Annotated in this window: 20 protein-coding genes; 15 read left to right on the top strand and 5 right to left on the bottom strand. The window is 64.6% G+C overall.

Features of this window, described 5'->3' with window-relative positions:
- The first annotated feature begins 89 nt into the window (after positions 1-89).
- On the top strand, positions 90-1,223 hold the full coding sequence (locus AB4136_RS12820) for a site-specific DNA-methyltransferase (RefSeq protein WP_024926721.1): 1,134 nt from the start codon (positions 90-92) through the stop codon (positions 1,221-1,223).
- 36 nt (positions 1,224-1,259) lie between these two features.
- On the opposite strand, the gene AB4136_RS12815 is transcribed toward AB4136_RS12820, so the two are convergent.
- The 4 genes from AB4136_RS12815 to mutY form a co-directional block, all read right to left on the bottom strand.
- On the bottom strand, positions 1,260-1,631 hold the full coding sequence (locus AB4136_RS12815; RefSeq protein ID WP_024926722.1) for a cupin domain-containing protein: 372 nt from the start codon (positions 1,629-1,631) through the stop codon (positions 1,260-1,262).
- A gap of 103 nt (positions 1,632-1,734) precedes the next feature.
- Positions 1,735-2,097 carry a nuclear transport factor 2 family protein gene (locus tag AB4136_RS12810; protein ID WP_024926723.1) on the bottom strand — a complete coding sequence of 121 codons (363 nt, stop codon included), beginning with the start codon at positions 2,095-2,097 and terminating at the stop codon, positions 1,735-1,737.
- Complete coding sequence (locus AB4136_RS12805; RefSeq protein WP_024926724.1) at positions 2,094-2,705, bottom strand: HAD family hydrolase; 612 nt, start codon at positions 2,703-2,705, stop codon at positions 2,094-2,096. The genes AB4136_RS12810 and AB4136_RS12805 overlap by 4 nt, the downstream gene beginning before the upstream one ends.
- The gene (gene mutY / locus AB4136_RS12800; protein ID WP_024926725.1) at positions 2,702-3,826 is read right to left on the bottom strand and encodes an A/G-specific adenine glycosylase; all 1,125 of its coding nucleotides are present in this window, start codon (positions 3,824-3,826) and stop codon (positions 2,702-2,704) included. The genes AB4136_RS12805 and mutY overlap by 4 nt, the downstream gene beginning before the upstream one ends.
- A 56-nt stretch (positions 3,827-3,882) precedes the next feature.
- Here mutY and AB4136_RS12795 point away from each other — a divergent pair, with 56 nt between their 5' ends.
- The 4 genes from AB4136_RS12795 to AB4136_RS12780 all read left to right on the top strand — a co-directional run bounded on the left by AB4136_RS12795 (position 3,883) and on the right by AB4136_RS12780 (position 9,854).
- The gene (locus AB4136_RS12795; RefSeq protein ID WP_024926726.1) at positions 3,883-4,380 is read left to right on the top strand and encodes a DUF721 domain-containing protein; all 498 of its coding nucleotides are present in this window, start codon (positions 3,883-3,885) and stop codon (positions 4,378-4,380) included.
- A 142-nt stretch (positions 4,381-4,522) separates the two neighbouring features.
- Positions 4,523-5,257: a DsbA family protein gene (locus tag AB4136_RS12790; RefSeq protein WP_024926727.1), complete on the top strand. Its 735-nt coding sequence runs from the start codon at positions 4,523-4,525 to the stop codon at positions 5,255-5,257.
- Between the two features lie 60 nt (positions 5,258-5,317).
- A complete protein-coding gene (gene smc / locus AB4136_RS12785; RefSeq protein WP_024927277.1) occupies positions 5,318-8,779 on the top strand; it encodes a chromosome segregation protein SMC in 3,462 nt (1,153 codons plus the stop codon).
- Positions 8,780-8,885: 106 nt separating this feature from the next.
- Positions 8,886-9,854, top strand: a complete 969-nt coding sequence (locus tag AB4136_RS12780) for an NAD-dependent epimerase/dehydratase family protein (RefSeq protein ID WP_024925164.1) — start codon at positions 8,886-8,888, stop codon at positions 9,852-9,854.
- 63 nt (positions 9,855-9,917) lie between these two features.
- Here the strand turns inward: AB4136_RS12780 and AB4136_RS12775 are convergent, their stop codons facing one another.
- Complete coding sequence (locus AB4136_RS12775; RefSeq protein ID WP_024925165.1) at positions 9,918-10,619, bottom strand: aspartate/glutamate racemase family protein; 702 nt, start codon at positions 10,617-10,619, stop codon at positions 9,918-9,920.
- A 166-nt stretch (positions 10,620-10,785) separates the two neighbouring features.
- Here AB4136_RS12775 and AB4136_RS12770 point away from each other — a divergent pair, with 166 nt between their 5' ends.
- The 10 genes from AB4136_RS12770 to AB4136_RS12725 all read left to right on the top strand — a co-directional run bounded on the left by AB4136_RS12770 (position 10,786) and on the right by AB4136_RS12725 (position 22,451).
- Entirely contained in the window at positions 10,786-11,499 is a 714-nt protein-coding gene (locus AB4136_RS12770) for a GntR family transcriptional regulator (protein WP_024925166.1), read from the top strand.
- 82 nt (positions 11,500-11,581) lie between these two features.
- Positions 11,582-12,742, top strand: a complete 1,161-nt coding sequence (locus AB4136_RS12765; RefSeq protein ID WP_024925167.1) for an MFS transporter — start codon at positions 11,582-11,584, stop codon at positions 12,740-12,742.
- Between the two features lie 207 nt (positions 12,743-12,949).
- A complete protein-coding gene (locus AB4136_RS12760) occupies positions 12,950-14,524 on the top strand; it encodes an ABC transporter substrate-binding protein (protein WP_036254895.1) in 1,575 nt (524 codons plus the stop codon).
- A gap of 77 nt (positions 14,525-14,601) precedes the next feature.
- Positions 14,602-15,591 (top strand): ABC transporter permease, encoded by a 990-nt coding sequence (locus AB4136_RS12755; protein ID WP_024925169.1) that lies wholly within the window; start codon positions 14,602-14,604, stop codon positions 15,589-15,591.
- A complete protein-coding gene (locus AB4136_RS12750; RefSeq protein WP_024925170.1) occupies positions 15,584-16,525 on the top strand; it encodes an ABC transporter permease in 942 nt (313 codons plus the stop codon). Before AB4136_RS12755 ends, AB4136_RS12750 begins: the two co-directional genes overlap by 8 nt.
- Before the next feature lie 17 nt (positions 16,526-16,542).
- Entirely contained in the window at positions 16,543-17,739 is a 1,197-nt protein-coding gene (locus tag AB4136_RS12745; protein ID WP_024925171.1) for an amidohydrolase family protein, read from the top strand.
- A 20-nt stretch (positions 17,740-17,759) separates the two neighbouring features.
- Positions 17,760-19,277 carry an amidohydrolase family protein gene (locus AB4136_RS12740; protein ID WP_036254914.1) on the top strand — a complete coding sequence of 506 codons (1,518 nt, stop codon included), beginning with the start codon at positions 17,760-17,762 and terminating at the stop codon, positions 19,275-19,277.
- Positions 19,274-20,284, top strand: coding sequence for an ABC transporter ATP-binding protein (locus AB4136_RS12735; RefSeq protein ID WP_024925173.1), 1,011 nt, complete (start codon positions 19,274-19,276; stop codon positions 20,282-20,284). The genes AB4136_RS12740 and AB4136_RS12735 overlap by 4 nt, the downstream gene beginning before the upstream one ends.
- Positions 20,274-21,230, top strand: a complete 957-nt coding sequence (locus AB4136_RS12730; RefSeq protein WP_024925174.1) for an ABC transporter ATP-binding protein — start codon at positions 20,274-20,276, stop codon at positions 21,228-21,230. The genes AB4136_RS12735 and AB4136_RS12730 overlap by 11 nt, the downstream gene beginning before the upstream one ends.
- 189 nt (positions 21,231-21,419) lie before the next feature.
- Positions 21,420-22,451, top strand: coding sequence for an amino acid ABC transporter substrate-binding protein (locus tag AB4136_RS12725; protein ID WP_024925175.1), 1,032 nt, complete (start codon positions 21,420-21,422; stop codon positions 22,449-22,451).
- The last annotated feature ends 55 nt before the right edge of the window (positions 22,452-22,506 follow it).

Below are 22,506 nucleotides of genomic sequence, written 5' to 3'. Positions count from 1 at the left end.
CGCAAATCACGGCTTCACTTCATTAAATATTTACTGGGAACGGTAACCATAACGGCTGGTAAATGTAACGCGTGCTTCGGGTTGTCAGAATGTCTGCCGTGCGTCTCCTCGACGAACTTTCCCATGCCCCTCAGCAGTCCGAGTGGTTGGACACGATCCTGAAAGGCGATTGTGTCGCTGCGCTCGATCGGCTGCCGGAAAAATCGGTGGACGTGATCTTCGCCGATCCGCCCTACAACCTGCAGCTCGAAGGCGATCTGCACCGCCCGGACCAATCCAAGGTCGACGCGGTGGACGATCACTGGGACCAGTTCGAGAGCTTCGAGGCCTATGACGCGTTCACCCGCGCCTGGCTGCTCGCCGCCCGCCGGGTGTTGAAGCCGAATGGCACCATCTGGGTGATTGGCTCCTATCACAACATCTTCCGCGTCGGCGCCAAGATGCAGGATCTCGGCTTCTGGATCCTCAACGACGTCGTCTGGCGCAAGACCAACCCGATGCCGAATTTCCGCGGCCGCCGCTTCCAGAACGCCCATGAGACGATGATCTGGGCCTCGCGCGACCAGAAGTCGAAGGGTTACACTTTCAACTACGAGGCGCTGAAGGCTTCAAACGACGACGTGCAGATGCGCTCCGACTGGCTGTTCCCGATCTGCACCGGCGGGGAGCGGCTGAAGGACGACAATGGCGACAAACTGCACCCGACGCAGAAGCCGGAAGCGCTGCTCGCCCGCATCATGATGGCGTCGACAAAGCCCGGCGATGTCGTGCTCGACCCGTTCTTCGGCTCCGGCACCACTGGCGCGGTCGCCAAGCGGCTCGGCCGCCACTTCGTCGGCATCGAGCGCGAGCAGACCTATATCGACGCCGCCTACGAACGCATCGCCGCGGTCAAGACGCTGGAGGACGCCGACCTCGCCGTTCTCACAGGCAAGCGCGCCGAACCGCGCGTTGCTTTCGTCAGCCTGATCGATACCGGCCTGGTCAAGGCCGGCACCACGCTCTACGACGCCAAACGGCGCTGGTCGGCCAAGGTGCGCGCCGACGGCACGCTGGCAATCGGTGACAATGCCGGCTCCATCCACAAGGTCGGCGCCGAAGTACAGGGGCTCGACGCCTGCAACGGCTGGACCTTCTGGCACTATGAACGCGCCGGCGGCCTCACCCCGATCGACGAACTGCGCAAGATCGCGCGGCTCGGCATGGAGCGGGCAGGGGCGTAATCCCGAAGGTCGCGGGAATAGCTCCGCGCCGCCGTCTCAGATCCAGACGTCGTTCTGCGCGGTGCGATCGCCGCCAACGTGACCGGTGTTGAGCACGCCGCGCGGCTCGACCAGCAGAAGCTGAACTTCCTTCTCGGCATAAGGCTTGTGTTCGACGCCCTTGGGCACGACGAACATTTCTCCAGGCCCGATGGTGACTGCCCCGTCGCGCATATCGATGCGCAACTGGCCGCTGAGAACGATGAACGCCTCATCGGTTTCCGGGTGATCGTGCCAGATGAAGTCGCCCTCGATACGAACCACCTTGAACTGGTAATCGTTCAGTTCGGCGACAACGCGTGGCTGCCAGAGCTCGGTGATTCTGGAGAGTTTTTCGGAAAACCTGACCGGCTGGTATGTCTTGTCCATTCCGTAGGCTCCATCGTTGGATGGACTGCCTACGGAATATTCGAAGCTACTGTCTTGGACGATTGTGCGGGGCCCGTTATCCGCGAGCCCCGCGAGGGTGGCTCTAGCCCTCGACATCCACGCGCACGATCAATCCATCGCCGTTGAGCGTGATGGTCTCGGCGCCAATGCGTTCGCGCCACACGCCCGTCTTGGTGCTGGTGCCGGTGAGTCGCCATTCGGAGCGGGCGCTCATGGGCGACAGGGCTTCCAGCTTCTTGTCTTCCGCTTCCTGGTCCGGATATTCCGTGAAATAAGTGCGGAAAGCCGCCATCACTGCGTCGCGGCCCTCGATGCGGCCGCCAACGCCTTGCGAGATATAGACGACCTCGGGCGCGAACATCGCCTCGATGGCGGCGAAGTCCTGCGCATTGGTCACGTCATGGAAACGGGCCAGCGTCTCGGCGGGATCGTGGGCGGCGCTCATGCGATAACTCCGAGATTGGTCAGGTCGCGCTTTAGCGTCGCGGGGTCGGTGAACAGCACGGCTTGCCAGCCGGCTTCCTTGGCGCCGTCGACATTCTTCTGGCTGTCGTCGATGAACAGCGTCGCCGCCGGCTCGAGGCCGAAGGATTTGACGTGGTGGTCGTAGATGGCGCGGTCGGGTTTTAGCAGCCGGATATCGGCCGAAACGGTGACGCCGCGCGGCCGTTTCAGGAAGGCGAACCGCTCCTGCGCTTCCCGGAAGGTGTCGCCGGCGAAATTGGTAAGCATGGTGACGTCGCGGCCGTCGTCGATCAGCCGTTCCATCAGCACCACGCTGTCGTCATAGGCGTGCGGCACCATCTCGTGCCAATGGCGGCGGAAGTTGCGGATGTTTTCGGCATGATCGGGGTGGGTGTCGATCAGCAGCGCCTCGGCCTCTTCCCAGGTCCGGCCGCGATCCTGCTCGATGTTCCAGTCCGACGTGCAGACATGATCGAAGAACCACTGCCGCTCCGTCTCGTCCGGGATCAGCCGGTTGAACGGCAGGCTGGGGTCGTAGTGCAGCAGCACCTTGCCGATGTCGAAGACGATATGGCGGATTTCGGTCATGCTTTCCTCTTGTGCGGGCCCTTCTGGGTCGAGCCGGGCATAGCCGCTTCGATTGCCTTTTTCATGACAGTCGGCAAGGCCTCGTCATTGATCCAGCCGGGCCGCGACCAGAAAAACCCCTGGGGTGGCGCGGTGAAATCGACATCGGCGCGGTAGACGGCGAGTTCGAGCCCGAAATGGGTGAAGACATGGCCGATGCTGCCCGCCGGCCGCCAGTTGGCCGCGAAGGGTGCGGCGTCGGTTCCAGTGGCGCCGTCGATGCGCGCGGTCCAGCCGGTGGTCGGCACCTCGCTCATCCCTCCAAGCAGGCCTTTTTCCGGGCGTTTGCGCAAAAGCACCGCGCCGTCGTTGCGGATGGCGACAAAGGCGGCGCCCTTGCGTTGCGGCTTTTCGGGCTTGGCCAGTTTCACCGGGTAGAATTCGGGATCGCCGGACAGGATGGCGCTGCAATCTTGCCGCAGCGGGCACAGCATGCAGCGCGGCCGGCGCGGCGTGCAGATGGTGGCGCCGAGATCCATCGTCGCCTGCGCGAAATCGCCGGGCCTGTCCGCCGGCACCAGTCGCTCGACCTCGGCGCGGATATCGGGCTTGGCCGCCGGCAGCGGCATGGCGATCGAAAACAGGCGTGTGATGACGCGCTCGACATTGCCGTCGACCACGACCGCCGGCCGGACGAAGGCGATCGCGGCGATCGCAGCCGCCGTATAGGCGCCGATGCCGGGCAGGGCGCGCAGTCCGTCCTCGGTATCGGGAAAAACGCCGCCCCGCGCCGCGATGCGATCCGCACAGGCCTTCAGGTTGCGTGCCCGCGAATAATAGCCGAGCCCCGCCCAGGCCTTCATCACGTCGTCGGTGCTTGCCGCGCCAAGCGCCTGCACGGTCGGCCAGCGTTCGAGAAAGGCCTGGAAATAGGCTTTGACCGCCTCGACCGTGGTCTGCTGCAGCATGACCTCGGACAACCAGACGCGATAGGGATCTGGCCGGACGCCGCTTGCCAGTTCGCGCGGCGGCACCCGCCACGGCAAGTCACGGTGATGGGCGTCGTACCAGGCAAGCAGCCGGTCGGCGATGCCGGTGACAGGCCGGTCTGCAGGCTTGCGGGTCGAGGTGAGTGATGCCATTGATCTTCCGAGGGAGTGGTTGATTTCGGCCGCTCCTGCTGTCTGACGGAGCACGCATGACAGGGAAAAACCGCTACGGCAATCCCGTGCCGGTCAGCGATCTCGCCACCGGCATCCTCGAGCCGGTGTTGCGCAAGCGCGCCGGAATCTCGATCGGCCTCGTCCAATCCTGGGAGGAGATCGTCGGGCCGCGTCTTGCCGGCACCTCGCGGCCGGAAAAGATCCAGTGGCCGCGCCGCATGCGCGAGGACGATCCGTTCGAGCCGGCTGTGCTGGTGGTGGCGTGCCAAGGTGTCGCGGCGCTGCACCTCCAGCATCAGGCCGACGAGATCATCGGTCGCGTCAACGCCTTTCTTGGTTTCCAGGCGATCGGCCGCATCCGCATCGTCCAGAAGCCGCTGACGGAAACCAGGCGACGCACGGCACAGCCTGCCAGGCCATTGACGCCATTAGAGAAAACGCGTCTGGAACGGGTGGTTGAGGGCGTCGAGGACGACGGCCTGCGCGCTTCACTGGAGCGGCTCGGCGCGACCATCATCGGCCAGCGCAAGTAGAACTCACCGGCGTCTCGCGTTTTCGTGATCGTTTCGACCGGATTTCGCGATTGGACTTGTGGGCCGCGATGCCTTAATTCGCCCGGACTCTCGCTTTTTCTTGATCTTCCATTGCAAAATCCAACGCTAATCAGGTGATTCGATGACCCGTCTCTTGTCCCGCAGAACCATTCTGACCACGCTGGCCGTCGCTCCGGCAGCGCTGGCACTCGCCGCCTGCAACAAGGCTGGCGAGGCCGAGGCGGAAGGCTCGAAGCCCGCCGAGACGACCAAGACCGCCGATGCCACCAAGCCGGCAGCGACGCCCGCGGCCGCAGCCCCGCAGTCCTCCGGTTCGGTCAACATGGCTGAACTGCTGAAGCCGGGCGTGTTGCCGGAAAAGCAGCTTGGCAAGGACGACGCCAAGGTCACCATCATCGAATACGCGTCGATGACCTGCCCGCATTGCGCGCATTTCCACGAAACGACGCTGCCGGAACTGAAGACGAAATATATCGACACCGGCAAGGTGCGGCTGATCTTCCGCGAGTTCCCGTTCGATCCGCGCGCCGAGGCGGGTTTCATGCTGGCGCGCTGCGCGGGCGACAACTATTTCCCGATGGTCGACGTGCTGTTCAAGCAGCAGCAGAACTGGGCCGCGGCCGAAAACGTCAAGGACGCGATGTTCCAACTGTCCAAACTGGCCGGTTTTACACAGGAGAGCTTCAACTCCTGCTTGACGGACCAGAAACTTCTGGACCAAGTCAGATCGGTGCAGAAGCGTGGACAGGACGAATTCAAGGTCGACTCGACGCCGACCTTCTTCATCAACGGGCAAACCTACAAGGGTGCGTTGTCGATTGCGGAAATGTCGGCCATCATCGACCCTCTGCTGTGACGTTCCGGTAGCGCCGGGGCGGCAGCGCCTTGGCGTTCGCGCCCGAACGGGGTTGCGCGAATGAAATTCTCGCGCCTGCGCCTGCTCGGTTTCAAATCCTTCGTCGAACCCGGTGAGTTCGTTATCGAACGCGGCCTCACCGGCATCGTCGGGCCGAATGGCTGCGGCAAGTCGAACTTGGTGGAAGCGCTCCGCTGGGTCATGGGCGAAAGCTCCTACAAGAACATGCGTGCGTCCGGCATGGACGACGTCATCTTCTCCGGCTCCAACACGCGCCCAGCGCGCAACACCGCCGAAGTCACGCTGTTCCTCGACAATGTCGACCGCACGGCGCCATCCGCCTTCAACGATGCCGACGAATTGCAGGTTTCGCGCCGCATCGAGCGCGAGGCGGGGTCGGTCTATCGCATCAACGGCAAGGAGGCGCGCGCCAAGGACGTGCAGCTTCTGTTCGCCGACCAGTCCACCGGCGCACGCTCGCCCTCGATGGTCGGGCAGGGCCGCATCGGCGAGCTGATCCAGGCCAAGCCGCAGGCGCGCCGCGCCCTGCTGGAAGAAGCCGCCGGCATTTCCGGCCTGCACACCCGCCGTCACGAGGCGGAGTTGCGGCTGAAGGGCGCCGAACAGAACCTCGAGCGGCTGGACGATGTGGTCGGCGAGCTGGAAAGCCAGATCGAGAGCCTAAAGCGTCAGGCCCGCCAGGCCTCGCGTTTCAAGAACCTCTCGGCCGATATCCGCAAGGCCGAGGCCACGCTGCTGCATCTGCGCTGGACGCTGGCGAAGACGCAGGAAGGCGAAGCACGTTCGGCCCTGGCGACGGCGACCGCGCTGGTCGGCGATCGCGCCGCAGCCCAGATGAATGCCGCCAAAGAACAGGCGATCGGCGCCCATCGCCTGCCGGACCTGCGCGACGCCGAGGCCAAGGCAGCCGCCGCTTTCCAGCGCCTGTCGATCGCCAAGTCGCAGATCGAGGAGGAGGCCGGCCGCATCCGCGCGCGCCAGACCGAGCTCGACCGCCGTCTGCAGCAGCTCGACAGCGATATCGAGCGCGAGGAGCGCATGGTGCGCGACAACGCCGCCGTGCTGGAGCGGCTGGCGGCGGAAGAAACCACCCTGAACGGCGAAAACGCCGGTGCCGCCGAGCGCGAGGCAAATACGCGCGCCGCTTTTGAAGAGGCCACCGCGACGCTGGCGACCAGCGAAGGTGCGCTGGCCAGGCTGACCGCCGAACGGGCGGAAGCGGCGGCCGGTCGCAACCAGATCGAGCGGACATTGCGCGAAACGGCGGAACGGCGCGATCGTTTCGCCCGTCAACTCGCAGATGCCGACCGCGAACTGGCCGAGATCGCGCAGCGCATCTCGGCGCTGGCCGACCCGACCGAAAAACGCGTGTTGGCGGAAGCAGCCGCCGAGGCGCTGGAAGCGACCGAGGCCGCCGCCGAGCTTGCCGAACAGGCGGTTGCGACGGCGCGCGAGGCCGAGACCGCCGCCCGGCTGCCATTGCAGGAGGCCAAGGCCGAGCTCGCCGGCATCGAGACCGAGGCGCGCACGCTTGCCAAGATCATCAATTCAACCAGCGGCGGCGACCTGTTCCCAGCCGTGCTGGAACAGATGAGCGTGGAGCGTGGTTTCGAAACCGCGCTGGGTGCCGCACTTGGCGAAGACCTCGAGGTGCCGCTCGACCGCAGTGCGCCCGTCCATTGGGGCGAGAACGCGGTGCAGGCGAGCGACCCGGCGCTGCCGGAGGGCGTGCGCAGCCTCGCCTCGGTGGTCAAGGCACCGTCACAATTGGCGCGTCGCCTCGCCCAGATCGGCATCGTCGAGGCATCGGATGGCAAGCGCCTGCAGGCCTTGCTGGCGCCGGGCCAGCGGCTGGTGAGCAAGGACGGCGCGCTGTGGCGCTGGGACGGCTTCACCGCCAGCGCCGACGCGCCGACCGCCGCCGCCCTGCGGCTGGCCCAGAAGAACCGCCTGACCGAACTCGACGCCGAGGCCGTCGCGGCAACCGTGGCGGTGCGCGCCGCCGAAGAGGCGCTGCGTAACGCCGAGACCGGCCTGCGCAACGCGGTCGAGGACGAAAAACACGCGCGCCAGGCATGGCGCGACGCGCAGCACGCGCTCGACGCGGCGCGCAATGCCCTGGCCCAGGCCGAGAAGGCCACCGGCGAATTGTCGACGCGGCGCGGTGCGCTGGAGGAATCGCGCGGCCGTGTCGTCGAGGCGCATGAGGAAGCCACCGCCATCTATGTCGAGGCGGAAGAACAGCTGCGCGGTGCGCCCGATCTCGGCGATTTGCAGTCGAGGCTGGAGCAGGCTGCCGGTCACGTCTCGCGCGATCGCGCCGCTCTGGCCGAAGCGCGCGCCGTCCATGACGGCCTGAACCGCGAAGCCGAGGCGCGCACGCGCCGCCTGCAGGCGATCGCCCTCGAACGCGGCAACTGGCTGTCGCGCGCCGAGAACGCGTCGACGCAGATCGCGGCACTTGCCGAACGCAAGGCCGAGGCAGCCGCCGAGCGAGAGGATCTGGTCGAGGCGCCGGACGAGCTCGACCAGCGCCGCCGCGCGCTGCTGTCCCAGCTCTCGGAAGCCGAGGCGCTGCGCAAGAACGCCGCCGACCGCTTGCAGGAAGCGGAAAACCGACAGGCCGAGCTCGACAAGGCGGCAACGGCCGCCATCACTACCTTGGCCGAAGCGCGCGAGGCGCGCGTGCGCGCCGAGGAAAGGCTGACCGCCGCCGACGAGCGCCGCCAGGAGGTGGAGGCGCGCATCCAGGAAGCGCTTAACACGCCGCCGCACCTGGTTATCCGCCACACCGGCCTGGAGGCTGACAGCCCGATACCCGACATGGGCGAGATCGAGCGCCAGCTGGAACGGCTGAAGATCGAGCGCGAGAGGCTGGGCGCGGTCAACCTGCGCGCCGAGGAAGAGCAGCGCGAACTGTCCGAGCGGCTGGAGACGATCGTCTCCGAGCGCGAGGACGTCATCGAGGCGATCCGCAAACTGCGCCAGGCCATCCAGAGCCTGAACCGCGAAGGCCGCGAACGGCTGCTGGCCGCCTTCGACGTCGTCAACGCGCATTTCCAGCGGCTGTTCACCCATCTATTCGGTGGTGGCACCGCCGAATTGCAATTGATCGAATCGGAAGATCCCCTGGAGGCCGGCCTGGAAATCCTTGCCCGTCCTCCGGGCAAGAAGCCGCAGACGATGACGCTGTTGTCGGGTGGCGAGCAGGCGCTGACGGCGATGTCGCTGATCTTCGCCGTGTTCCTGACCAATCCGGCGCCGATCTGCGTGCTGGACGAGGTGGACGCGCCGCTCGACGACCACAATGTCGAGCGTTTCTGCAACCTGATGGACGAGATGTCGGCCTCGACCGAAACGCGCTTCGTCGTCATCACCCACAATCCGATCACCATGGCGCGCATGGACCGCCTGTTCGGCGTCACCATGGCCGAGCAGGGCGTCAGCCAGCTGGTCTCCGTCGACCTGCAGGCGGCGGAGGCGATGCGCGAGGCGAGCTGACGCGGCCGGACCCATCGTTCCCGGTTGAACCCGAGACGGCCCCGGTGGTAGCACTGCGCCGGCGGTGCGGCCGGACCGGCGCGGCGCAATTGTTCGGAGAGCACGCTTGCCCATTCTTGTCACCGGCGCCGCCGGCTTCATCGGCAGTCATGTCTGCCATCGCCTTCTCGACCGGGGCGAAGAGGTGATCGGCGTCGACAATCTGAACGATTATTACGACCCGGCGCTGAAGCAGGCGCGGCTGGCGCAGTTGCTTGAGCGAAAGGGGTTCTCGTTCCGCCGGCTGGATATCGCCGACGAGGGCGCGTTGGCGGCACTGTCGGGGCTCGGCATCCGGCGCATCGTGCACCTCGCCGCGCAGGCCGGCGTACGTTATTCGCTCGACAATCCGCGCACCTATATCCGCTCCAACGTGGTCGGGCATCTGGAGGTGCTGGAATTCTGCCGGGCGCTGCCCGGCTTCGAACATCTGGTCTACGCTTCGTCGAGTTCCGTCTATGGCGGCAACCGCAAGGTACCGTTCGCCGAGGCCGACAAGGTCGACACGCCGGTCTCGCTCTATGCCGCCACCAAGAAGGCGGACGAGCTGATGAGCCACACCTACGCCCATCTCTTCGCCATCCCGCAGACAGGCTTGCGCTTCTTTACCGTCTACGGGCCGTGGGGCCGTCCGGACATGGCGTATTGGCTGTTCACCAAGGCGATCCTGGAGGGCAGACCGATCCGCGTCTTCAACCAGGGCGAAATGTGGCGCGACTTCACCTATGTCGACGACGTCGTCGAAGCGGTGGTGAAGGTTCTGGACACGCCGCCGTCGGGCGCGGTGCCGCCCAGCCGGCTGTTCAACATTGGCAACAACAGCCCGGTGCGGCTCGGCGATTTCATCGACATGCTGGAGCGGTTGATCGGTATCGAGGCGAAGCGCCAGTACGAGCCGATGCAGCCGGGCGATGTCGAGTGCACCTATGCCGATGTCACCGAGCTCGACCGCGCCATCGGCTTCAAGCCGAACACCTCGATCGAGGACGGCCTGCGCAAATTCGTCGACTGGTATCGCGGCGAGTGGGTCAGATAGTTCTGGGTCTGGAAGGATAACTCCGAAGCCAAGCGCTTCTCGATGGCGTCGTCGGGGAATGCCTCAATGGCGAACGGGTTCGCGTAGCGAGGCCAGCGCCTCGGCCTGCGCCAGCCCAGCGCTGAAGGAACAGATCAGCGGAACGTCGAATTCGGGCTGCAAATCGTTGGCGACGCCCGCCAGCGCCGCGCCGCCGACGATGATCACATCGGCGCCATGCTGTTCGCGGGCCTCCGAGATCAGTTCAGCCACTTTGCGGCGCGCACCTTCCGCGCTTGCCGCCACCTCCAGTGCATGGCCGTTGATCGCCAGCGTGGCACAACAGCGGTCGTCCAGCCGCTGCTGGCGCATCAGTTCGCGCAGCATCGACGGCCAGCGTTCGCCGACGGTGACGATGGCGAAGCGTTCGCCGAGCTGCATCGCCGACAGGATCGATGCCTCCGCCATGCCGACCACCGGAAACGGGTAGATCTCGCGCGCCGCGCCGATGCCGGGTTCGCCGAAACAGGCGAGAAGGCAGACGCTGATGTTTTCGGCGCCGTATTCCTTCACCTCAAGTGCGATCGTGTCGACGATGGCGCGGGCGGCGACGACGGCATCGGCACGCGCGCTGATATAGCCCGGCCCATAGATGGCCGTTGCCCCTATGATGTCGCGTTCGGGAGGCAGGGCGACCCTGGCCCGCTCGACCAGCCTGTCGGTCAGCGCGGCATTGGTATTGCCGTTGACGAGCAGCAGCCGACGAACCCCTCCCTTGTTTGCCATAACCTTGCTCCCGCACATTTCCTGCTTGCCCGACAGCGGTCGACTGCCGCTGCCTGGAAAAATAATAGTATACAATTTTTTGATATGATAGCATACAAAACAACGAATTCACGGATGCATTTCTGTGCGGTATAAGAGCCGTCTCGGATGGAGGACGGTTGCAGAGATGAATGACGACGTTTCGGTCAAACGCGTGAAGCGCCCCAATCTCCCACGCAGCGAAGCCATGTATCATGGCCTGCGACGCGCCATCATCGAGCGTGCGTTGAAACCGGGTGACAAACTGCCCGAAGACGTCATCGGCGAACGCTTCGGCGTCAGCCGTACCATCGTGCGAAGCGTGCTCGGCCGCCTGAACAGCGAGGGTCTTGTCGACCTCATTCCGAACCGGGGCGCGGCCGTCGCCCAGCCGACGCTGGAAGAGGCCTACGATATCTTCGAAGTGCGCCGCAGCCTGGAGCGGGACGTGGTGCGCAGGCTGGTCTCCAAGATCACCAAGACAGACGTTGAGCAGCTCAAGGCTCATGTGGCGCGCGAGGAGGCGGTGAAGGCCTCCAATACCGCCGAGTCGATCCGGCTGGCCGGAGAATTCCACATTCTGCTCGCCGAAATGGCCGGCAACGCCGTCACCGCCCGCTACATCAACGAATTGGTCTCGCGCTGTTCGCTCATCCTGGCGCTTTACGGCCGGCCGCATTCCTCCGACTGCGCCGTCAACGAACATCTGGAAATCGTGGCGGCCCTGCAGAAGGGCGACAGCGAAAAAGCGCTGGAGACCATGGACCATCACCTCGAGGCGGTGACGGAGCGCGCTTTGTTGAGTGCGCCCGTCACCCAACACGATATCCGCGCCATTCTGGACGAATATGCCAAACCCTGAAAACACGTCCTCCGCGCTTGCTCTCGATGAGGCTGGCGTTGCCCGAGCCTCTGCGCGCTTTTTGTCTCCAGCGGCGCGCAGCATGGTCGCTGGCATCGTGCTGTTGGCGGTCGCGCTCAATCTGCGCCCGGCTCTGTCCAGTCTTGCGGTGCTGCTGGCGCCGGTGCAGCAGGCATTCGGTCTGTCAGGCGCCTCCATCGGCGTTTTGACGATGATGCCGTCGCTGTGTTTCGGCCTGGCAGGCGGCGCCGGCCTTGCCATGGCGCGGCGCGTCGGGCTGGAGAAAGGCCTTGCGGTCTCGCTGGTTATCATTACCGCTGGTCTTCTCTTGCGTATCGAACCGTTGGTGCAGGCGCTGTTTGCCGGCACTGTCCTTGTCGGTGTCGGCATCGGCATTGCCGGTGTGCTGGTACCGGCGATCATCAAGCGCGACTATGCCGGACGGCTTGGTCTTGCCACCGGCCTCTACACCATGACGATGTGCGGAGGCGGCGCGCTGGGCGCGGCCTTCACATTGCCGCTTGCCCATGCCCTTGGAACCGGCTGGAATGCAACGATCGGCCTGTGGGCGGTGCCCGCCGGCCTGGCGATGCTGGCCTGGCTGCCCTTCGCCGCGGGCACCGGCGCGACTGCCAAGGCCGGCACCGACGGCGCCACCGTCAATCTGTGGCGCGACGGCATTGCCTGGGGCGTTACCGGTTTCATGACCTTGCAGGCAGCACTCGCCTTCATCGTGCTCGGCTGGCTTCCAGCGATCCTGCAGAGCGGCGGACTGGATCCGCTTGGTTCGGGCTATGTCACCTCGGCTTCCGTCTTCTCGCAGACCTTGACCGCGCTGGTGGTGCCGATCTTCGCCGCTCGCCTGCGCAGCCAGAAGCTGCTGGTCGTCGCCGCACTCGGCTTTTCGGCCATCGGCTTTGCCGGACTGACTATGGGTTGGTTGCCGGGTTCCCTGTTCTGGGCGGTTGTTCTGGGCCTCGGGCAGGGCGCCAATTTTGGCCTCGCGCTGGTCTTTATCGGGCTGCGTTCGGCCAACGCCAACATCGCCGCGCGGCTTTCCTCCATGTCGCAAAGCGTCGGCTACACGCTTGCCGCCGGCGGCCCGCTGCTGGCCGGGCTGGTGCGGCAATGGTCGAGCGCCGCCGAGGGGCAGGTGGTGCTGTTTTCGGCTATCGCCTTCCTGGCTCTGCTGTGCGGCCTGGTCGCCGGCGCGCAGCGCACGATCGGCCAAACGAGGCTCTAGCGCTTCCACCTACCGCCCATCCTTCGGAGAAAATTGGCCGCTCGCCGCGAAAAGGGCTTGCACGTCATGTGCGCGCACTTCATAATGTATACAAAATTATAAATACTCGTATACATAAGAACGACGAAAAATACGAGTTGGGTCATCCGGCACGGATGCCGGCAACGAGCCGGTGAAGCCGGCGATGGGAACAGTGAGGAGCAAGCAATGAAGCGTTTGAAAATGCTGCTGGCGGCCGCATCCGCCTTGTTGGTGGTGGTCACCGCCGCGGACGCCGCCACCCTGAAGTGGGGCGCCGCCCGCGATATCGATTCGCTCGATCCCTATTCGTTCGGCAGCACGTTCACGCTGGCTTTCCTCAATCACATCTATGAGGGCCTCACCCGCTACGACGAGAACCTCAAGCTGGCACCCTCGCTTGCGGAATCGTGGGAGGTTGTCGAGCCGACGGTGTGGCGCTTCAAGCTGCGTCATGGCGTCAAGTTCCACAATGGCGACGACTTTACCGCCGACGATGTCGTCGCCTCGCTGAAGCGGGTGAGCGACGAGGCTTCGCCGCTCAAGGGCAATCTTCCGGCCTATAAGGATGCGCGCAAGATCGACGACTACACCGTCGAGATCGTCCTGAAATCGTCCTATCCGCTGCTCGCCAATGACCTGACCAACATCTTCATCTTCAGCAAGAAATGGCTGGTCTCAAACAACAGCGAACGGCCGACCGACGTGGCCAAGGGCGTCGAGGGCTACGCCACCCATCACGCCAACGGCACCGGACCGTTCATGTTGGAATCGCGCCAGACCGACGCCACGACCGTGCTGGTCGTCAATCCGAAATGGTGGGACAAACCCAAGCACAACGTCACCCGTATCGAGTTCACGCCGATCGCCTCGGCGCCGACGCGTGTCGCGGCACTTCTGTCGGGCGACATCAACTACACGGAAAGCGCGCCGCTCCAGGACATCGAGAGGCTCAAGGCTTCCGGCGCCATCAAGGTGCTTTTGTCGAACGAATTGCGCACCGTCTTCTTCGCGATGAACCTCGGCGACAAGCTGGTCGGCTCCGACATCACCGACAAGAACCCGCTGAAGGACCCCAAGGTTCGCAACGCGCTCTATCAGAGCCTCGACATGGGCCTGATGCAGAAGAAGGTGATGCGCGGCCTTTCGCGCACCACCGGCGCGCTGGTCGCGCCGGCGATCCCCGGCTACAACGAGGAGCTGGACAAGCGGCCGCCGGTCGATGTCGAGGGCGCCAAGAAACTGCTTGCCGAAGCCGGTTACCCCAACGGGTTTTCGCTGTCGCTGCTGTGCTCCACCGATTCCTACGTCAATGAAGAGCAGATCTGCCAATCCGCGGCTTCGATGTGGGCGCGCATCGGCATCAAGGCCAACATCACCAGCGGCCCGCGCAGCATCATCAATCCGCGCCGCGTCAAGGGCGACTTCGACATCACCACGCTGGGCTGGGCCAACGAACCGGCGCTCGACGCCTATTCGCTGCTGATCCAGGTGGTGCACTCGAAATCCGGCAGCGCCGGCCTGTTCAACTGGGCGAACTGGGGCGACCAGCGCATCGATGCATTGGTCGACAAGTCCGCCGGCGAGCTGGACAGCGCCAAGCGCGTGCCGATGCTGACCGAGGCGATGAAGATCGCCAAGGACGAGACGCTGTTCCTGCCCCTGCACCAGCAGCCGATGGCCTGGGCGATCGGGGAAGGGGTGTCGAGTGTGATCCAGCTGCCCGACAACAAAGCCAGGCACTGGTTCACACAGATGAAGTGAGGCGCGGGGCCGTGTCCGCCCGGCGGGCGCGGCCCTTTGTTCCTTGCCATTTCGATCCAACAAAAAGGTTCTGATCGATGCTGGCCTTCATTCTTCGACGATCGGTCAATGCCGTAGCCGTCATGCTCGCCGTCGCGCTGATGGCCTTCATGATCTTCCGCTTTGTCGGCGACCCGGTTGAAATGATGCTGAACGAGCAGGCGACCCAGGAGCAGCGCGATGTGTTGCGCGAACGGCTTGGGCTGAACCTCTCCACCGGCATGCAATTCGTGCGGTTTGTCACCAATGCCGCCCAGGGTGATTTCGGCATCTCCTATCGCAACCAGCAGGACGTGTTCTCGCTGATCGCCGAACGGTTCCCGGCGACGCTTGAGCTGGTGCTGGTGGCGACGCTGCTTTCGCTGGTCGTCGGCGTACCGCTCGGTGTGCTGACCGCCGTGCGTCGGGATTCGCTGATTGCGCAGGCGCTGCAATTCCTGTCGATCGTCGGCATTTCGCTGCCGAGTTTCGCTCTCGGCATTCTGCTCATCCTGGTCTTTTCGGTCCAACTCGGCTGGCTGCCGGGGTTTGGCCGCGGCGACGTGGTCAAGATCGGCTTCTGGTCCACCGGTTTCCTCACCCATTCCGGCCGCATGGCGCTGATCCTGCCCTCGATCACGCTGGCGCTGTTCCAGATCACGCTGGTCATGCGGCTGGTGCGCGCCGAGATGCTAGAAACGCTGCGCTCGGACTTCATCAAATTCGCGCGGGCGCGCGGCCTGCCGGCACGGGTCATCAATTTCCGCCACGCGCTGCGCAACTGCCTGATGCCGGTAATTACTATCACCGGCATGCAGATCGGCAATCTGATCGCCTTCGCGCTGATCACCGAGACGGTCTTCCAGTGGCCGGGCATGGGCCTGCTGTTCATCCAGGCGGTGACCTTCGTCGATATCCCTGTGATGGCCGCTTATCTGGTCATCGTTTCCTTCATCTTCGTGTCGCTGAACACCGCCGTCGATCTGCTCTACGGTATTATCGATCCCAGATTGCGGGCGCAGGGCGGAGTGGGAGGCGGTCATGGCTGACACGACGACGTCAAGGGAACCTGCAGGCTTGCTCGCAAGGATCGCGGCAAGCGACCTGTGGTGGAATTTGAAGCGCAGCCCACTGGCGCTGATCGCCGGCGTGTTGCTTGTGCTCATCATCGCCGCCGCCGTTTTGGCACCGCTGCTCGCGCTGCAGAACCCATACGATCTGTCGCAGCTCGACCTGATGAATGCCGAGTTGCCGCCGGCCTGGATCGATGGCGGCCAATGGGCGTTCCCGCTAGGCACCGACAGTCAGGGCCGCGATGTCTACTCGGCCATCCTCTATGGCTCGCGCGCCTCACTCATCATCGGCTTCTCGACGGTTGTGCTGTCGCTCGCCATCGGCGTTCTGGTCGGCCTGACCGCCGGCTATTTCGGCGGCTGGGTCGACAATGTGCTGATGCGCGTGGGCGACACGCTGCTCAGCGTGCCGACCATCCTGGTCGCCATCCTGGTGACGGCGGTGTTCCGTGAATTGCTGCCGGTGGCGTTGCGGGAAACCTTCACCATCGTCATCCTGATCTGCGCCATATCGCTGACCAACTGGGTGCAATATGCCCGCACCGTGCGCGCCTCGACCCTGGTCGAGCGGCGGAAGGAATATGTCGCGGCGGCGGCGTTGATCGGCGTGAGGCCGTTGAGGATCATGCTCGGCCATATCCTGCCCAACACGCTGACGCCGGTGATGGTCACCGCTACGCTCAATCTCGGCTTGGCCATTCTGGTCGAGGCCACCTTGTCTTTCCTCGGCATCGGCATGCCGCCGACAGAACCGTCGCTCGGCACGCTGATCAGGGTCGGCAACGAGTTCCTGTTCTCCGGCCAATGGTGGGTGGTGGTGTTTCCGGCCGCCTATCTCAGCTTGATCGTGCTCGCGGTGAACCTGCTTGGCGACTGGTTGCGCGATGCCCTCAATCCGAAGTTGAACTGAACGCAAAGGACGGCCCCATGTCCAGAGATTTTCTGCTTTCCAATGTCAGGCCGAATGGCGGGCCCTCGACCATGGTTCTGGTGAAGGACGGGCGTTTCGCACCCGTCGACGCCGCACCGAACATCAATAGCCTCGATGTCGTCGACGGCGGCAACGCACTGATGCTGCCCGGCCTCGTCGAGGCGCACACCCATCTCGACAAGACGCTCTACGGCATGGGCTGGTACCGCAACGAGGTCGGCCCCCGACTTATCGACAAGATCGACAATGAACGGGCGATGAAGAAGGAACTGGGCATCGACCCGGCCAGACAATCGGCTCGCCAGGCAGTGCTGTCGGTCGGCCATGGCACCACCCATATCCGCAGCCATGTCGATGTCGACACTGATATCGGCCTCGCCGGTATCGAGGGTGTCATGGCGACCCGCGAGAAATATCGCGACATCGTTGACATCGAGATCGTCGCCTTTCCGCAGAGCGGCGTGCTGGTGCGTCCTGGCACCGTCGAATTGATGGAGGAAGCGCTCAGGATGGGCGCCGAAGTCGTCGGCGGGCTCGATCCATCGGGCATCGACCGTGATCCGAAGGGGCATCTCGACATCGTGTTCGGATTGGCCGAGCGTTTCGCCCGCCCTATCGACATTCATCTGCACGAGGCCGGCGAACTGGGTGCCTTCGCCTTGGAATTGACGGTGGAGCGCACCAAGGCGCTCGGCATGCAGGGCAAGGTGACGCTCAGCCACGCCTTCTGCCTCGGCATGCAAGACCATCTCGCGGTCGGCGCGCTGATCGACGGCCTGCGGGAGGCCGGCATCCACATCATGACGACCGGACCGTCCTCGCGCCCGGCACCGCCGGTCAAGCGGCTGCTGGAGGCCGGCGTTGTCGTCTGTTCCGGCAATGATGGTATTCGCGACACCTGGGGTCCTTATGGCAACGGCGACATGCTGGAGCGCGCCACGTTTGTCGGCCAGCGCAACAATTTCCGCCGCGACGACGAACTGCAACTGGCACTCGACGTTTGCACCCATGGCGGGGCGAGCGTGATGGCACTGCAGGATTATGGGCTGAAGCCGGGCTGTTCTGCCGATTTCGTGCTCGTCGATGCGGAAACCGTGGCCGAGGCGGTTGCCGCGCATCCGCCGCGCAAGCTCGTCGTCAAGAAGGGTCGCGTCACCGCCCGCGACGGCCGCGCTTTGGTGGCGATGCCATGATCGCGAACGGCGCTTCCTCGATGAATGGCGCGTCGCCGCATTCGCCGGTTCCGACCGGCCAGGTAGCCGGGCCGACGCTGGTCACCGCACGCTGGGTTGTCGGCCATGCCGGCAGCCGCCATCACCTGCTCGAACATGGCGAGGTCGTCTTCCACCGCGACCGCATCGTGTTTGTCGGTCACGATTACCAGGGCGAGGTGGCGCGACGCGTCGACTTCGGCCAGGCGCTGATCGGTCCGGGTTTCATCGATCTCGATGCGCTGGCCGACCTCGACACCACCATACTGGGCTTCGACAACCAGCCGTCTTGGGAGAAGGGCAGGATATGGCCGAAGACCTATATGGATCGCGGCCCCTACGAGATGTACACGCCGCAGGAACTGGCTTTCCAGAAGCACTATGCCTTCGCCCAGTTGATCCGCAACGGAATCACCACCGCGCTGCCTATCGCCTCGCTGTTCTATCGCGAATGGGGTGAGACGACTGAGGAATTCGCTTCGGCCGCCGACAGCGCCGAGGCGCTTGGCCTGCGCGTCTATCTCGGCCCGGCCTATCGCGCCGGCAACACTTTCATCCATGACGACGGCAAGATCGATTTCCATTTCGACGAAGCGCGGGGCCTCGCCAATCTCGACGAGGCGATCGCCTTTTGCCGTCGCTTCGAGGGCATGGCCGACGGGCTGGTGCGCACCATGCTGGCGCCCGACCGCATCGAGACGGCAACCGCCGAGCTGTTGCGGCGATCGGCGGCGGCAGCGGCCGATCTCGACGTGCCGATCCGCCTGCATTGCTGCCAGTCGAAGCTGGAATATGACACGGTCGAGCGGCTGCATGGCATGTCGCCGCCCGAATGGTTGGCCAGCATCGGCTTTCTGTCGGAGCGCGCCCTACTGCCGCACGGCACCTATGTCACGGGCTCGAGCCGCATCGAAAGGTCCGGCAACGACCTTGAGATCATTCGCGACGGCGGCGCCACCGTCGTCCATTGCCCGCTGGTCTCGGCCCGCCACGGCAGCACGATCGAATCCTTCGCGCGCTACCGCGCCATGGGCCTCAGGATCGGCATGGGCACCGACACCTGGCCGCCGGATATGGTGCTCAACATGCAGGTGGGCATGATGTTGTGCCGCGTCGTCGACGCCTCGACGATGACCGTCCGTTCGGAAGACTATTACGATGCGGCGACTGTCGGTGGCGCCGATGCGCTGCGCCGGCCCGACCTCGGCCGGCTGATGCCGGGCGCCAAGGCCGATATCGTCGTCTTCGATCTTGGCCACGACCGCATCGGCCAGGTGATCGATCCGATCCAGACCATGATGTTGAACGGCGCCGGGCGCGACGTCTCGACCGTCATCATCGACGGCCGTTTCGTCATGTCGGACGGCGTCATTCCGGGCTTCGACCCGGCCGAGGCGCAGCGGCGCGCGCAGGCGCAGTTCGACCGGCTGATCGGCCTCTATCCCGAGCGCACGTGGAAACATCCGCCCGTCGGAGACATCTTCTCCTCCAGCTATCCGGTGACGAGGCCAGCCTCATGACCGAGCGCAACGCATCATCGACAGCGCCGATCCTCAGGGTTCAGGACCTGCGCGTCGAATTTCCGACGCGGCGGGGAAACCTGGTCGCGACCAGCGGCATTTCCTTCGACATCGCGGCGGGTGAGATCCTCGGCATGGTCGGCGAATCCGGCGCGGGCAAGTCGCTGACCGGTATGGCCATCATCGGCCTGCTCGACCCGCCCGGCTATCAGGCCGGCGGCGAAATCCATCTTGAGGGTCGCCGCATCGACAACCTGCCGCCGAAGGAGCGGCAGCGGCTGCGCGGCGCCAAGATCGGCGCCATCTTCCAGGACCCGCTGACCAGCCTGCACCCGCTGTTCACGGTGGGCCAGCAACTGGCAGAGACCATCCGCTATCATCTCGGCCTGTCGGCCAGGCAGGCGCGGGCACGGGCGCTCGACCTGATGAAGGAAGTCGGCATTCCGGCCGCCGAGGAGCGTATCGACAATCATCCGCACCAATTCTCGGGCGGCATGCGCCAGCGCATCGTCATCGCCTTGGCACTTGCCGCGAACCCGCGCCTGATCGTCGCCGACGAGCCGACCACGGCACTCGACGTGTCTATCCAGGCGCAGATCACCGCGCTGTTGAAGCGCCTGTGCCGCGACCATGGCACCGCCGTGCTTCTGGTCACGCACGACATGGGCGTGATCGCTGAAACCGCCGACCGGGTGGCGGTCATGTATGCCGGACGCATCGCTGAGATCGGCCCGGTGGAGGATGTGGTGCGCCGCCCGTCCCATCCCTATACGCGCGGCCTGATGAACTCGATCCCCGGCCTGCGCGAACGGGTCGCGCGCCTCAACCAAATCGATGGCGCCATGCCGCGCCTGCACGCCATGCCGACGGGCTGCGCCTTTCACCCGCGCTGCCCGCAGTCCGGGCCGCGGTGCCTTGCCGAGCGGCCCGAGCTCGCGCCGGTCGTCGGCGGTCACACATCCGCGGCATGCTGGCTGCACGAGGGAGGTGTCGCCCATGCCGCATGAGGCTCCACTGCTCGAGGTCGACGATGTCGCCTGCTGGTTCGACGTGTCGCCGCCATTTCTGAACCGGGTCATCGAAGGCAAGCAACGCAAGGTGCTGAAGGCGGTGGACGGCGTCTCATTCTCGGTGCCGCGCGGCAAGACGCTGAGCATCGTCGGCGAGTCCGGCTGCGGGAAATCAACCATCGCGCGGCTTCTCGTCGGCATGCACAAGCCGATGCGCGGCAGCGTCCGGTTCGGTGCGGGCGCCAGCGGTCCGCTGCGTGTCCAGATGATCTTCCAGGACCCATATTCCAGCCTGAACCCGCGCTGGCGTGTCGGCGACATCATCGCCGAGCCGATCCGCACCTTGCGGCTGCGCGCGACGCTTGCCGAGGTAGACGCCCGTGTCGCTGAGCTGCTCCAACTCGTCGGCCTGTCGCCCGGCGACGCCGACCGCTATCCGCACGCCTTTTCGGGCGGGCAGCGCCAGCGCATCTCTATTGCCAGGGCGCTGGCCACCGAGGCGGAATTCCTGGTCTGCGACGAGCCGACCTCCGCCCTCGACGTTTCGGTGCAGGCACAGGTGCTCAACCTGATGCGCGACCTGCAGAAGGAACTCGGGCTCACTTACGTGTTCATCAGCCACAATCTTTCGGTCGTGCGCCATATGTCGGACCGGGTGGCAGTGATGTATCTCGGCCGCATCGTCGAGGAGGCCGACGCCGACACCTTGTTCGCCAATCCGCGGCATCCCTATACAAAGCTGCTTTTGGATACGATTCCCGACCTGGAAGCGCCGAACCGCGACCGTCACCCGCTTGCCGGCGAGGTGCCGAGCCCGATCGACCCGCCGCGCGGCTGCGCCTTCAATCCGCGCTGTTCATTGGCCTTCGATCAGTGTCGACGGGAGCAGCCCGAACTGATCGGCGGTGAAAATGGCGGCAACGTTGCCTGTTTCGCGCTTTAGGGCCGTAAATGGCGCCAATGTGAGGGCTGAACGCCCTTAGGGTGGTGTTTTAGGGTGGGGTCTAAATTGCGCACAATTATTGTATAAATTCTATTGCAAGATTGTATGCAGTTTGGTTGAATTGCCGTGTGTCAGGATGCGAAACCGTAGGCAGAGACCCGGCCGCATCGTTTTTAAGGGAGGAATGGCATGGTGACGTTCAAGGCAGCCCGCAGGATCGCTGCGGCCGCTGGTATTCTAGTCGGCCTGTCGGCCGTCAGCGCTCAGGCGGCCAGCACGCTGGAAACCGTGAAGGCGCGCGGCAAGCTGATCTGCGGTGTTTCGATGGGCACGACCGGCTTCGCGCTGGCCGATGCGCAGGGCAAGTTCGCCGGCTTCGACGTCGACGTCTGCCGCGCGGTCGCTTCGGCGGTGTTCGGCGATCCGAACAAGGTCGATTTCGTGCTGACCAACATCAACACCCGCTTCCAGGCGCTGCAGTCCGGCGAGATCGACATCCTGTCGCGCCAGACCACGATGACCTTTTCGCGCGAAGCCTCGCTCGGCATCGATTTCGGGCCGGTCGCCTTCTACGACGGGCAGGGCCTGATGGTGTCGAAGAGCCTCGGCGTGACCAGCGCCAAAGACCTCAAGGATGCCGCGATCTGCACCTTGCCGGGCACGACCACGGCACAGAACCTGGCCGACTTCTTCCGTGCCAACAACGGCAAGTTCGAGCTGGTCGTCTTCGAGAGCCCGGACGAGAACAACAATGCCTTCTTCTCCGGCCGTTGCGATGCCGTGTCGTCGGACCGTTCCGACCTTGCCTCGATCCGCGCCGGCTCCAAGAACCCGAACGACTATGTCATCCTGCCGGAGACCATCTCCAAGGAACCCCTGGCGCCCGCGGTGCGGCAGAACGATTCCAACTGGCGCGACATTGTCTCGTGGTCGCTCTGGACCCTGACAGCCGCTGAGGAAAAGGGCATCACCCAGGCCAATGTCGATGAGATGGCCAAGAGCCAGGATCCGGAAATCCAGCGCATGCTGGGCGTCACCGACGACCTCGGCCCGATGCTCGGCCTCGACAAGAAATGGGCCTACAACATCGTCAAGAATGTCGGCAACTATGCCGAGGTCTTCGACCGCAATCTGGGCGAGAAGACCGCGCTGGGTCTCAGCCGCGGACCCAACGCTTTGTGGAACCACGGCGGGCTCCTTTACTCTCCGCCTTATCGCTAAAGGGGGTGGCGCGCGCCGCGGTGGCGGCGCGCGGTTTCCCGACGGAGGAGCTTCA

Origin of the sequence: Mesorhizobium sp. 2RAF21 (assembly GCF_052115345.1) — a bacterium.
GTDB classification, from domain to species: domain Bacteria; phylum Pseudomonadota; class Alphaproteobacteria; order Rhizobiales; family Rhizobiaceae; genus Mesorhizobium; species Mesorhizobium terrae.
Note: the sequence above shows the minus strand (reverse complement) of the source record. Positions and strands in the feature narration are given on the sequence as shown.

What these genes read in the sequence shown, in the direction of transcription:
- AB4136_RS12735 (WP_024925173.1), top strand. Translation starts at nt 19,274, where the DNA reads ATGACCGAGCGCAACGCATCATCGACAGCGCCGATCCTCAGGGTTCAG.
- AB4136_RS12725 (WP_024925175.1), top strand. Translation starts at nt 21,420, where the DNA reads ATGGTGACGTTCAAGGCAGCCCGCAGGATCGCTGCGGCCGCTGGTATT.
- AB4136_RS12810 (WP_024926723.1), bottom strand. Translation starts at nt 2,097, where the DNA reads ATGAGCGCCGCCCACGATCCCGCCGAGACGCTGGCCCGTTTCCATGAC.
- AB4136_RS12765 (WP_024925167.1), top strand. Translation starts at nt 11,582, where the DNA reads ATGGTCGCTGGCATCGTGCTGTTGGCGGTCGCGCTCAATCTGCGCCCG.
- AB4136_RS12820 (WP_024926721.1), top strand. Translation starts at nt 90, where the DNA reads ATGTCTGCCGTGCGTCTCCTCGACGAACTTTCCCATGCCCCTCAGCAG.
- smc (WP_024927277.1), top strand. Translation starts at nt 5,318, where the DNA reads ATGAAATTCTCGCGCCTGCGCCTGCTCGGTTTCAAATCCTTCGTCGAA.
- AB4136_RS12805 (WP_024926724.1), bottom strand. Translation starts at nt 2,705, where the DNA reads ATGACCGAAATCCGCCATATCGTCTTCGACATCGGCAAGGTGCTGCTG.
- AB4136_RS12795 (WP_024926726.1), top strand. Translation starts at nt 3,883, where the DNA reads ATGACAGGGAAAAACCGCTACGGCAATCCCGTGCCGGTCAGCGATCTC.
- AB4136_RS12730 (WP_024925174.1), top strand. Translation starts at nt 20,274, where the DNA reads ATGCCGCATGAGGCTCCACTGCTCGAGGTCGACGATGTCGCCTGCTGG.
- mutY (WP_024926725.1), bottom strand. Translation starts at nt 3,826, where the DNA reads ATGGCATCACTCACCTCGACCCGCAAGCCTGCAGACCGGCCTGTCACC.
- AB4136_RS12750 (WP_024925170.1), top strand. Translation starts at nt 15,584, where the DNA reads ATGGCTGACACGACGACGTCAAGGGAACCTGCAGGCTTGCTCGCAAGG.
- AB4136_RS12815 (WP_024926722.1), bottom strand. Translation starts at nt 1,631, where the DNA reads ATGGACAAGACATACCAGCCGGTCAGGTTTTCCGAAAAACTCTCCAGA.
- AB4136_RS12760 (WP_036254895.1), top strand. Translation starts at nt 12,950, where the DNA reads ATGAAGCGTTTGAAAATGCTGCTGGCGGCCGCATCCGCCTTGTTGGTG.
- AB4136_RS12740 (WP_036254914.1), top strand. Translation starts at nt 17,760, where the DNA reads ATGAATGGCGCGTCGCCGCATTCGCCGGTTCCGACCGGCCAGGTAGCC.
- AB4136_RS12770 (WP_024925166.1), top strand. Translation starts at nt 10,786, where the DNA reads ATGAATGACGACGTTTCGGTCAAACGCGTGAAGCGCCCCAATCTCCCA.
- AB4136_RS12790 (WP_024926727.1), top strand. Translation starts at nt 4,523, where the DNA reads ATGACCCGTCTCTTGTCCCGCAGAACCATTCTGACCACGCTGGCCGTC.
- AB4136_RS12775 (WP_024925165.1), bottom strand. Translation starts at nt 10,619, where the DNA reads ATGGCAAACAAGGGAGGGGTTCGTCGGCTGCTGCTCGTCAACGGCAAT.
- AB4136_RS12745 (WP_024925171.1), top strand. Translation starts at nt 16,543, where the DNA reads ATGTCCAGAGATTTTCTGCTTTCCAATGTCAGGCCGAATGGCGGGCCC.
- AB4136_RS12755 (WP_024925169.1), top strand. Translation starts at nt 14,602, where the DNA reads ATGCTGGCCTTCATTCTTCGACGATCGGTCAATGCCGTAGCCGTCATG.